The 10240-nt window shown below is 73.0% G+C and carries 10 protein-coding genes; 2 read left to right on the top strand and 8 right to left on the bottom strand.

What is annotated here, in order from left to right; all coding sequences use genetic code 11:
- From nuoG to ACESL7_RS08495, 6 genes are all read right to left on the bottom strand, one after another.
- Positions 1–1842: NADH-quinone oxidoreductase subunit NuoG (nuoG, locus tag ACESL7_RS08520; protein ID WP_372892891.1), on the bottom strand; the 1842-nt coding region annotated here is incomplete at its 3' end.
- Positions 1839–3146: a complex I 51 kDa subunit family protein gene (locus ACESL7_RS08515; RefSeq protein ID WP_372892890.1), complete on the bottom strand. Its 1308-nt coding sequence runs from the start codon at positions 3144–3146 to the stop codon at positions 1839–1841. The genes ACESL7_RS08515 and nuoG, both read right to left, overlap by 4 nt.
- The gene (gene nuoE / locus ACESL7_RS08510) at positions 3143–3619 is read right to left on the bottom strand and encodes an NADH-quinone oxidoreductase subunit NuoE (RefSeq protein WP_372892889.1); all 477 of its coding nucleotides are present in this window, start codon (positions 3617–3619) and stop codon (positions 3143–3145) included. The genes ACESL7_RS08515 and nuoE overlap by 4 nt, the downstream gene beginning before the upstream one ends.
- The gene (gene nuoC / locus ACESL7_RS08505) at positions 3616–5385 is read right to left on the bottom strand and encodes an NADH-quinone oxidoreductase subunit C/D (protein ID WP_372892888.1); all 1770 of its coding nucleotides are present in this window, start codon (positions 5383–5385) and stop codon (positions 3616–3618) included. The genes nuoE and nuoC overlap by 4 nt, the downstream gene beginning before the upstream one ends.
- Entirely contained in the window at positions 5382–5990 is a 609-nt protein-coding gene (locus tag ACESL7_RS08500; RefSeq protein WP_372892887.1) for an NADH-quinone oxidoreductase subunit B, read from the bottom strand. Before ACESL7_RS08500 ends, nuoC begins: the two co-directional genes overlap by 4 nt.
- Positions 5987–6385: an NADH-quinone oxidoreductase subunit A gene (locus ACESL7_RS08495; RefSeq protein ID WP_372892886.1), complete on the bottom strand. Its 399-nt coding sequence runs from the start codon at positions 6383–6385 to the stop codon at positions 5987–5989. The genes ACESL7_RS08500 and ACESL7_RS08495 overlap by 4 nt, the downstream gene beginning before the upstream one ends.
- 641 nt (positions 6386–7026) lie before the next feature.
- Here ACESL7_RS08495 and ACESL7_RS08490 point away from each other — a divergent pair.
- A complete protein-coding gene (locus ACESL7_RS08490; protein WP_372892885.1) occupies positions 7027–7533 on the top strand; it encodes a hypothetical protein in 507 nt (168 codons plus the stop codon).
- A complete protein-coding gene (locus ACESL7_RS08485; protein WP_372892884.1) occupies positions 7530–8927 on the top strand; it encodes a 3'-5' exonuclease in 1398 nt (465 codons plus the stop codon). The genes ACESL7_RS08490 and ACESL7_RS08485 overlap by 4 nt, the downstream gene beginning before the upstream one ends.
- 3 nt (positions 8928–8930) lie before the next feature.
- Here ACESL7_RS08485 and ACESL7_RS08480 read toward each other — a convergent pair whose 3' ends face one another.
- Together ACESL7_RS08480 and ACESL7_RS08475 are read right to left on the bottom strand one after the other, a co-directional pair.
- Positions 8931–9473, bottom strand: coding sequence for an RSP_2648 family PIN domain-containing protein (locus ACESL7_RS08480; protein WP_372892883.1), 543 nt, complete (start codon positions 9471–9473; stop codon positions 8931–8933).
- Positions 9470–10240 (bottom strand): class I SAM-dependent rRNA methyltransferase (locus ACESL7_RS08475; protein ID WP_372892882.1); only part of this gene is annotated, 771 nt, incomplete at its 5' end. The genes ACESL7_RS08480 and ACESL7_RS08475, both read right to left, overlap by 4 nt.

Below are 10240 nucleotides of genomic sequence, written 5' to 3'. Positions count from 1 at the left end.
CTGCGGCACGGCCGCGAAGCTGCGCTGCGCGCGGCCCTCGTGGTTGACGAAGGTTCCCGCCGCCTCGGACCAGTCCGCCACCGGCAGCACGATGTCGGCGCGCCGCGCGGTCTCCGTCCCGGCGCTGTCGAGAAGGATCACGGTTTCGGCCGCGGCGAAGAGGCGCGCGGCAAGGTCGGCCCCTCCGCGCTCGAAGAGGTCGGCCTCGGCGATGACGGCGGTCCGCGCCTGCCCCGCATCCAGCGCCGCGACGGCGCCCTCGAGTCCCTGCGCACCGGTCAGGGCGAGGCCGAGGCTGTTCGCCTCCGGCGGGAAGAGCGCTAGGCGCGCGCCGTCGCCCAGCGCATCGGCGAGCTCCCCGGCGGCCTCCACGGTATCGCCCTCGGCACCGGCCACGATCAGCGGCCGTTCGGCGCCCGCGAGCGCCCGGGCGATGGCGGCCGCCTCGTCCTCCGCCGCCTCCCCGCGCAGCGCCGCGGCGACGGCGCGGCCGAGCCGGGCGATCTCCTGCGGCGCGCGGCGGAGCGACCATGTCGCCACATCGTCCAGCGCGTCCGGCATCGCCGTGACGAGCGCGATGGGCGTCCTGCGCCCCTCGCCCGCCACCCGCGCGGCATTGTCGAGCCAGGCGGGCACGCCCTTCTCGGCGGCGAGCGCATCGGCCGCGCCCCGCGCCGTCTGGCGCAGCGCGAGCGCCGCGCGCGGTGCGACCCCCGTCAGGTCCGCGCCGAGCACGAGGACAGCGTCGGCCTGCTCCATCTCCTTGAGCGAGGCGGCACGCCCGGTCCCGAGCCACCCGGCCATGCGTTCGACCGCGCGCGCCTCCGGCTCCGGCACGGCGGCGAAGAACCGCTCCGCCCCCACGAGATGCCGGAGCGCCGCGTTGGTCTCGAGGCTCGCGCGGGGCGAGCCGAGGCCCACCGCGCCCTTGGCCAGCGCCGCGCGCGCGGCGGCCAGGGCCTCGGCCGTCGCAACGGCATCCCCGCGGACCCGTGGCTCGTCCAACCGCGCTTCGGCCACGTGAAGCGCCCCGAAGCGCCCGCGGTCGCAGATGAAATGCCCGTTGATCGCCCCGTGGTAGCGGTTCTGCACGCGCCGCACGCGCCCGTCGCGCTCGGCGGCGAAGAGGTTGCAGCCCACCGAGCAGCCCGTGCAGATCACCGGCGTCGCCGCCATGTCCCACTTGCGCGCGTAGTTCTCCGACCAGCCCTTGTCGTTGAAGACGCCGGTCGGGCAGACCTCGGCCAGATTGCCGGCGAAGGGGTTTTCCAGCGGCCCGTCCTCGTAACGGCCGAAATAGACCCGGTCGTGCGCGCCGAAGACGTCGAGGTCGCGGCCCCCCGCATAGCCCCGGTAGAACCGCGTGCAGCGGTAGCAGGCGATGCAGCGGTTCATCTCGTGCGTCAGCAGCGGCCCGAGGTCCTGGTTGCGATGCGTGCGCTTGGTGAAGCGATAACGGCGGCTGTGGTGGCCCGTCGCCACGGTCATGTCCTGCAGGTGGCAGGCGCCGCCCTCCTCGCAGACGGCGCAATCGTGCGGGTGGTTGACCATCAGCCACTCGATCACGCGGGCGCGCATCTCGTAGGCCTCGGGATCGGCCAGTTCGACGCGCTGGCCCTCGGCCACCGGCGTCATGCAGGCCATCTCGATCCGGCCCGTCGCGTCGTCCGCGCCGTCCTGGACCCGCACCGCGCAGAGACGGCAGGCGCCCACCGAGCCGAGCGCGGCGTGCCAGCAGAAATGCGGCACGTCGACGCCGAGGCCGAGGGAGGCCGAGAGCAGGTCCTGCCCCGCCTCGACCTCGCGCGCGATCCCGTCGATGGTCAGGCGCACCTTGGTCATGCCGCCGCCCTCCCGTGATCGCGGGCGATGGGGCAGCAACCCTCGCGCACATGCGCCTCGAAGAGGTCTCGGAACCGGGCGAGGCCGGTGCCCAGCGGGCTCATCGCGCCGCCCATCAGGTCGCAGAAGCTCCGGCCCCGCGGGCCGGCGACCTCCACCGTCATCTGCAGCACGTCGAGATCCTCCATCCGGGCCTGCCCCGCCTCGAGGTCGGCCATGATCTTCGCAACCCATGGCAGCCCGTCGCGGCAGGGCGTGCACCAGCCGCAGCTTTCACGCCCGTAGAAGGCCATGTGCCGCGCGATCACGCCGAGCGGGCAGGCGGTCTCGTCGAGCACGATCATCGTGCCGGTGCCGAACATGCTGCCCGCCCTCGCGACGTGACCGAAGTCGAGCGGCAGATCGAGCGCGTCAGGCTCCAGAAACCCGCTCGCCCCGCCGCCGGGCTGGAAGCACCTGAGCCGGCCGTTGCCGGAGACGCCGCCGGCGCGCTCGATCAGTTCCCCGGCCGTGGTGCCCATCGGCGCCTCGATCACCTGCGGGCGGTGCACCCGGCCGGAGACGGCGAAGACCTTCGTGCCGCCCTCGGCAGTGCGCGAGAGCGACTGGAACCATTGCGGGCCGTTCGCGACGATCGGCCCGACGCAGGACACCGTCTCGACGTTGTTGACCGTGGTCGGCCGGCCCCAGAGCCCGGACTGCGCGGGAAAGGGCGGGCGCTTGCGCGGGACGGCGCGCTTGCCCTCCAGCGCCTCGATCAGCGCCGTCTCCTCGCCGACGATGTAGCGCCCGGCCGAAGGGTGGACCCACATCTTCAGGTCGCGTCCGGTGCCGAGGATGTTGCGCCCGAGATACCCGGCCTCTTCCGCTTCCGCGATGGCACGGGAGACGTTGCGGATCGCGTCGCGATAGGCGTCGCGGATCAGGACGACGATCTCGCTGCAATGGGTGGCGTAGGCGGCGAGGATCGCGCCCTCGATCAGCTGGTGCGGCAGCGCCTCCAGCAGGATGCGGTCCTTGAAGGCGCCCGGCTCCATCTCGTCGCCGTTGACGATGAAGTAGCTCGGGCCGTCGCCGGGCGCCGCACCCGGTTTCGGCATGAAGCGCCACTTCCTCGCCGCCGGGAAGCCGGCGCCGCCGCGCCCGTTGAGGGCGGCGTCGTCCACCATGTCGAGCACGCGCTCGGGGCCGAGTTCCCGGAGCCCGCGCTCGACGGCCTCGTAGCCCCCGAGCGCTTTCCATTCGGCCAGCGTGTGCGGTGCGCGGTCGGGGCGCGCGCGGCCCGTGAGCGGCATCTCCGTCATCGCGCGTCCTCCCCGAAGAGCGCGTCCAGATCGTCGGGCGAGAGCGGGCCGACGAGCTTGCGGTCCCGCCCGATCACCGCGGCGGGCGCGTGGTCGCAGCCGCCGACGCAGCAGATGTTGATCAGCGTGTATTTCCCGTCCGGCGTCGTCTGGCCGAAGCCGATGCCGAGCCGCTCCATCACGCGGTCGCGCACGTCCTCGCCCCCGTTCAGCCAGCAGGACGCGCCGTCGCAGAGCAGGATCAGCTTCTCGCCCACCGGCTGGCGGAAGATCAGCGAGAAGAAGGTCGCCACGTCCTCCATCTCGGCGGTCGTCACGCCGAGGGTGGCCGCGGCCTCCTCGAGATGCGCGTCGCAGACCCAGCCGTGCTCCATCTGGATCAGGCGCAGGCTCTCGACCATGGCCGCGCGCGGGCCGCCGTGGTGATCGCGGGCCTCCTCGATGGCCGTTATCAGCTCGCTGGACAGGCTCATTTGTCGACATCCGACATGACGTGGTCGATCGAGGCGAGGTACATGATGAAATCCGCGACGGTCATGCCCGGCGCGACCTCCGGGATCGGCTGAAGATTGGCGAAGGAGGGCGTGCGGATGCGGGTGCGGTAGGACCCGCCCTCGCCGTCCGAGACGATGGAATACTGGGTGAAACCGCGCGCCGACTCGACCTGCCCCGTCGCCTCGCCCGCGGGCACGCGCGTGCCCCAGCCGGTGCCGACGAAGTGGTGGATCAGCGTCTCGATGTCGTGCAGCATGCGCTCGCGCGGCGGCGGGAAGGCGAGCGGGTGGTCGGCCTTGATCGGGCCCTCCGGCATCCGCTCGAGGCACTGGCGGATGATCCGCAGCGACTGGCGCATCTCCTCCACGCGCACGCGCGTGCGGGCATAGATGTCGCCGGCCTCCTCGACCGGCACGTCGAACTCGTAGGTCTCGTAGCCCGAATAGGGCCGCAGCTTGCGCATGTCCCAGGGCATCCCCGCGGCGCGCAGGTGCGGGCCGGTCGCGGACCACTTGAGGCAGGTCTCCGCGCCGTAGACGGCGATGTTGCGTGTCCGCGCCTGAAAGAGCTCGGAGCGCATGACCATGCCCTCGTACTGGTCCAGCCGCTTCGGCATCCAGTCGAGGAAGTCGCGCACGAGCGCATCCCAGCCCGTCGGCAGGTCCATCGCCACGCCGCCGATGCGGAAGAAGGCGGGATGCATCCGCGCGCCGGTGATCGCCTCGATCACCTTGTAGGCCTTCTCGCGGTCCACGAACATGTAGAAGATCGGCGACATGGCGCCGGTGTCCTGCGCGAGCGTGCCGTAGAACAGCAGGTGCGAGGTGATGCGGAAGAACTCCGACAGCATCACCCGGATGCACTGCGCCCGCTCCGGCACCTCGATGCCGCAGAGCTTCTCCACCGCCAGCAGATAGGGCATCTCCGAGATGACGCCGCCGAGGTAGTCGATCCGGTCGGTATAGGGGATGAAGCCGTGCCACGTCTGGCGTTCGGCCATCTTCTCGGCGCCGCGGTGGTGGTACCCCATGTCCGGCCAGGCCCAGACGATCTCCTCCCCGTCGAGGCCGAGCACGATGCGGAACACCCCGTGCGTCGAGGGGTGGTGCGGGCCGAGGTTGAGCGTCATCAGTTCCACCCCGTCGCGCTCCGTCGGCAGGCCGAGCGCGGCCGGGTCGATCGTGTTCGCCGCCTCGGTCTCCGCGAAGCTCTCGGGCGTCATGCGGTAGGGCGCCTTCTCCGTGGCGCGGGCGTGGTGGGCCTTGCGCAGCGGGTGCCCGTCCCAGTCGTTCGGCATGTAGATGCGGCGCAGGGTCGGGTGCCCGTCGAAGCGGACGCCGTACATGTCGAAGGTCTCGCGCTCGTACCAGTTCGCGCCGGGATAGACCTCCGTCACCGAGGGCGCGACGGGCGCCTCCGCGTCGCAGGCGAGCTTGAGGCGCACGTCGGCGTTGCGCTCGGGCGAGATCAGGTGGCTCGCCACCGTCACGCCCGAGGCGGGCTGCCCGGCGCGGTTGTGCCGCGCCGTCTCGTCGATGCCCCAGAGGTCGGCGAGCAGCGTGAAGGGCCGCTCCATCCCGCGCAGGACGCGATGCGCCGCGACCCAGTCCTGCGGCGCGATCCAGAGCACGGGGAAGCCCTCGCCCGTGTCCTGCCCGGCGACGACGCGGGCGCCGAGCGCCGCCCGCACTGCGGCGTCGGCCTCGGGCGCGGCATCTCGGGCAGGGGGTCGCAGGTCCGTCATGGCGCCTCCGGATCGTCAAGGTCCCGCACGGACATGCGTTCCTCGTGCAGGAGATCCTTGCGGGGGCGCGACGCGAAGGTCGGGGCGGGGCCGCCGCCCATCGTGACGCCGAGCGGGCGGCTTTCGGTGCCGACCTTCTGTTGCAGGAGCAGCATCGCGTCGAGCACCTGATCGGGCCGCGGCGGGCAGCCGGGGATGTAGACGTCCACCGGCAGGAAGGAATCGACCCCCTGCACCACCGAATAGATGTCGTACATGCCGCCCGAGTTCGCGCAGGCGCCCATCGAGATCACCCAGCGCGGCGGCTGCATCTGCTCGTAGAGCCGCTTGAGCGGCGCGGCCATCTTCAGGAACACGGTCCCCGACACGATCAGAAGGTCCGCCTGCCGGGGCGTGGAGCGGATCACCTCCGCGCCGAAGCGCGCCTGGTCGTAGACCGGGGTCAGGGCGGTGGCCATCTCCACGTAGCAGCACGAGAGGCCGAAGTTGAACGGCCAGAAGCTGTTCTTGCGCGACCAGGCCACCAGATCGTCGAGCCGCGCGAAGAGCTGGCCGGCGGCCATGCCGACGCCCGGCGGCGGCGCGTTGCGGGGATCCTCGGTCATGCCGCACCTCCTTCGCTTTTCGCGCCGACGTCGAGCGCGCCGTCGGCCCAGAGGTAGAAGAGCGCCGCCAGCAGCACGGCGATGAAGATCCCCGCCGAGACGAGCCCCGCGATCCCGGCGGCCGGGGCCGACATCGCCCATGTGAAGAGGACCGCCGCCTCGAAGTCGAAGATCACGAAGAAGGCGGCGATCTGGAAATAGGACGCCGGGACCGGCGCGACCGTCGCGCCCGTGGCCGGCGCGCCGCTCTCGTAGATGCCGAAGGCGCCGACCTGCCCGCCCGGCGCGCGCAGCACCCAGGCGAGCAGCAGCGCCACCGCCACCGTCACGGCGGCGGCGACCACATGCACCGCGAGCGCCAGCCTCGGATCGAGCGTGGTGAAAGCCTCTGGCACGATGCCTCCGGTGTCTCGGTTGTCGCGCAGGCCCGACAGCCTTCCGAAGAGACGGCGCCAGACACATCCTCCTGATCGCATGCGTCCGGGCGATGAGCCTTGAGGCAGATCAAATTATTGAGAAAAAATGAATTTTTAGTATCCTGTCGCATACAGCGCTCCTGCCGCAACGTCACATCGCTCCCCTGATCGGCCCCGCGGGCGGTCGAACGTCAACGCGGCAAGGGGCAGCCGGCGGCGGCCCCTCGACAGCGGGAGTCGAGGCGCGCGCCCCGTCCTGCGCCGCCCGCGTCCACGGTCGCGCAGCGCGACGGACCGCCGCAGCCATGCACAAGCCCCCGACGTCCGCCACCCGCCGAGCGGCCACCGCAAGCCCATGACAAGGGATCGCGGCGCGAGATGCCCGACGCCTGTTGCGTTCGACGTCGCCCGCCTCCGGCGCCTGCGCTCCGTCCCGGTATCGGGGCAGCACCGCCCGGACGACACCGCACCGCTCCCGAGCCGCCACCGAGCGGTTCCACCATGCCGCCGGGAGTTGTGGGCTTCTGTCGGCCCCTGTGGTATCGACGGGGACGACTCTGGCGAGGGACCTTTCGGACCTCGACAGGGGCGCACGAGGAGGGCGCGCCGGGGGGAGGCGGATGTTTCTCGAGCTCATGGCTACGATTTTCGCGGGATTCGCCGGGGCCGGCGTGATCCTGTTGATCGACCGCGCCTCGGGTCGGCGGCTGCCGCGCTGGCTTGCGCCGGTGGCCGCGGGCGGAGCGATGCTCGCCGCCACGATCTCCAACGAATACAGCTGGTACGGGCGCACGTCGGACGCGCTGCCCGAGGCATTCGCGGTGATCGAGACCGTCGAGGAAACCGCGCCCTGGCGCCCCTGGACCTATCTCGCCCCCTATACCGAGCGGTTCGTGGCGCTCGACGCGGCCTCGGTGCGGCAGAACACGGTGCGGCCCGACGAACGGCTCGCCGATCTGTTCTTCTTCGGCCGCTGGTCGCCGGTGCGCCAGGTCGAGATCCGGGTGGACTGCGCGCGCGGGGCGCGGGCGCTTCCGGGCGACGGCGCGGGCAGCGACGTCGTCTGGCAGGAGGTCGGCCCGGACGACGCGCTCGTCACCGCCGTCTGCCGGGAGACGGTGGCATGAGCCCCCTGCGCTGGAGCCTCCGGCTGCGCATCTTCCTGTTCTTCGTCGCGCTCTGGGCAGCGGCGACGGCGGCGGTGGCCGGCGCGCTCTGGCTCGGCTGGGCGCGGGGCGGCGGCGCGGCTGGCTTCGTCCTCGCCGGCGTCGCCTCGGGTTTCGCGCTTCTGGCGCTCTCGGCGATGGTCTGGCGGCTCTTCGACGCGCATGTGGCCGTGCCGGTCGAGCGGCTGGCCGCCGGGCTTCGGGCGGGGACGCACGGCGGGGCCGGGCCGGACATGGAGACGGCAAGGTTTCTCGGCGATCTCGGCGAGGCGGCCGCGCAGGCCGCGGACAAGCTCGGCGCGGCGGAAATGGCGGCGGCCCGCCGCGTGGCCGAGACGACCGCCGCGCTCTCGGCCGAGCGGGAACGCCTGACGGCGCTCCTTTCGGAACTGCCGGTCGCCACCGTGCTGATCGGGCCGGACCGGCGCATCGCGCTCTACGACGGGCAGGCGGCGGCGCTTCTGGCGCGGGCGGGCGTGCCGCGGCTCGGCGCGCCGATCACGGACTATCTCGACGGTGCGCCGATCGAGGCTGCCTATGCCGACGCGGCCGGGGGCGAGGCGCGCTTCGAGGCGGTGCTCGCAGGGAGCGGCGCGCGCGCGCCGGCGCGGCTGCGCCGGCTCGACGGGGACGGCAGCGCGCTCCTGATCCTCGACGAGGCGGCGGCGCTGGCGCCCGAGGACGCGCGGCCCCTCGTCTACGATTTCACGCTTCTGGAGCGTGCGCCCGAGCCCGTGCTTGAGAACCGCGCGCTCCACGACCTGGCCTGCGTGGTGCTCGACACCGAGACGACGGGCCTCGACCCGACGCGCGACGCGCTTGTGCAGATCGCCGCGCTGCGCGTGCTGTGCGGCCGGCCCGTGCCCGGCGAGCGCTTCGAGACGCTGGTCGATCCGGGCCGGCCGATCCCGGCCACGGCGACGCGGGTGCACGGGATCGGCGACGCGGATGTGGCGGGTGCGCCCGACGCCGCGACGGCCGTCGCGCAACTCGGCGATTTCGCGCGCGACGCGGTGCTCGTGGCGCATAACGCGCCCTTCGATCTGCGGTTTCTGACTCGCGCGGGCGGCGACTGGCGCCACCCGGTCCTCGACACGGTGCTGCTGTCGGCGGTGCTCTTCGGCACGGGCGAGGCGCATTCGCTCGACGCGCTCTGCGCGCGGCTCGGCATCGAGATCCCCGAGGCACGGCGCCACACCGCCATGGGCGACACCGAGGCGACGGCGGAGGCCTTCTGCCGGATGCTGCCGATGCTGGAGGCGAAGGGGCTCAAGACCTTCGGCGACGTGGTGGCCGAGACGCGCCGGCACGGCCGGCTGCTCGCCGATCTGAACGCCGCGCCGGCGCGCGCCTGATCCTCAGCCGAGCGCCTTGCCGAGGCGCGGCAGCCGCGCCTTCTTCAGGAGGCGGCGCATCTCCCAGCTCTCGCCGGACAGCGCCTCGGCGCGCGCGCGCACCGTCGCGGCGGCCTCTTCGACCATGCCGGGCGAGCCCTTCCAGAGACCGAGGAGGAGCGCGTCCGGGTCCGCCCGCGAGAGCCCGGTCTCGGCGAGCACGCCGCGGGGAAAATCCTGCGCGTTGCGCGTCACGATCACGTCGGCCGCCCCCTCGATCGCCGCGGCGAGCACATGGACGTCCGCCGGATCGGGGAGCCAGAGCCGATCCGTCAGCGCCTCCGCAGGCGGCGGCAGCATCGCCTGCGGCCAGGCGGCGGCCACCTGCGCGATCTCGCCTTGCGCGACGGCGCGTTCCGCCGCGCCGCGCCGGGCCGCCGCGCGCTCCCATTCGCGCAGGAGCCGCGCGGTCCAGAGCGGCTGGACCCCGCCGCGCGCCGCGACCTCCAGAAGCATCTCGCGCATCACCGTGGGATAGAGCACGCAGGCGTCGAGCAGCGCCCTCACAGCCGGAAGGCCAGCGTCTTGAGATAGCCCGTCTCGGCGAGCATCGGGTGCTGCGGGTGATCCGGCCCCGCCCCGCCCGTGCGCAGAAGCTGCCCGCGCCGTCCGCCGCGCCCGATGCCGCGCACCGAGGCCTGCCGGAACCGGGCGAGATCGGCGGCGTGCGAGCAGGAGCAGAGCATCAGGAAGCCGCCCTCGGCCACCAGCGGCGCGGCGAGGCGCGCGACCCGCTCGTAGGCGCGCAGCCCCTTGTCGAGCGCCGGCTTCGAGGGCGCGAAGGCCGGCGGGTCGCAGACCACGAGATCGAAGCGTACCCCCTCCGCGGCGAGCGCCTCCATCGCCTCGAAGGCGTCGGCGCGGCGGGTGGCGAAACGCGCCTCGACGCCGGTGTGCGCCGCGCCCGCCTGCGCCAGCTCCAGCGCCGCCGCCGAGCCGTCCACGGCGAGCGCCGCCTCCGCCCCGCCCGCCAGCGCGGCGAGAGAAAAGCCGCCCGCGTGGGAAAAGACGTCCAGCATCCGCCCTCCGCGCGCCAGCCGCGCGGCGAAGGCGTGGTTCGGCCGCTGGTCGTAGTAGAGCCCGGTTTTCTGCCCGCCCATGAGATCGGCGAGGTAGGTGGCCCCGGTCATCTCCACGGGCACCGGCCCCGCGGGCGCCTGCCCGATCAGCACGCCGCCCGCGTCGTCCAGCCCCTCGAGCGCGCGGGCGCGGCTCGCCGCGTTCTTGAGGACGTGGCGCACGCCCGTCACCTCCGCCAGCGCCTCCGCGAGCGG

Origin of the sequence: Rhodosalinus sp. (genome assembly GCF_041685465.1) — a bacterium.
Classification (GTDB): Bacteria; Pseudomonadota; Alphaproteobacteria; order Rhodobacterales; family Rhodobacteraceae; genus Rhodosalinus.
Note: the sequence above shows the minus strand (reverse complement) of the source record. Positions and strands in the feature narration are given on the sequence as shown.

What these genes read in the sequence shown, in the direction of transcription:
- ACESL7_RS08515 (WP_372892890.1), bottom strand. Translation starts at nt 3,146, where the DNA reads ATGACGGAGATGCCGCTCACGGGCCGCGCGCGCCCCGACCGCGCACCG.
- nuoE (WP_372892889.1), bottom strand. Translation starts at nt 3,619, where the DNA reads ATGAGCCTGTCCAGCGAGCTGATAACGGCCATCGAGGAGGCCCGCGAT.
- nuoC (WP_372892888.1), bottom strand. Translation starts at nt 5,385, where the DNA reads ATGACGGACCTGCGACCCCCTGCCCGAGATGCCGCGCCCGAGGCCGAC.
- ACESL7_RS08500 (WP_372892887.1), bottom strand. Translation starts at nt 5,990, where the DNA reads ATGACCGAGGATCCCCGCAACGCGCCGCCGCCGGGCGTCGGCATGGCC.
- ACESL7_RS08490 (WP_372892885.1), top strand. Translation starts at nt 7,027, where the DNA reads ATGTTTCTCGAGCTCATGGCTACGATTTTCGCGGGATTCGCCGGGGCC.
- ACESL7_RS08485 (WP_372892884.1), top strand. Translation starts at nt 7,530, where the DNA reads ATGAGCCCCCTGCGCTGGAGCCTCCGGCTGCGCATCTTCCTGTTCTTC.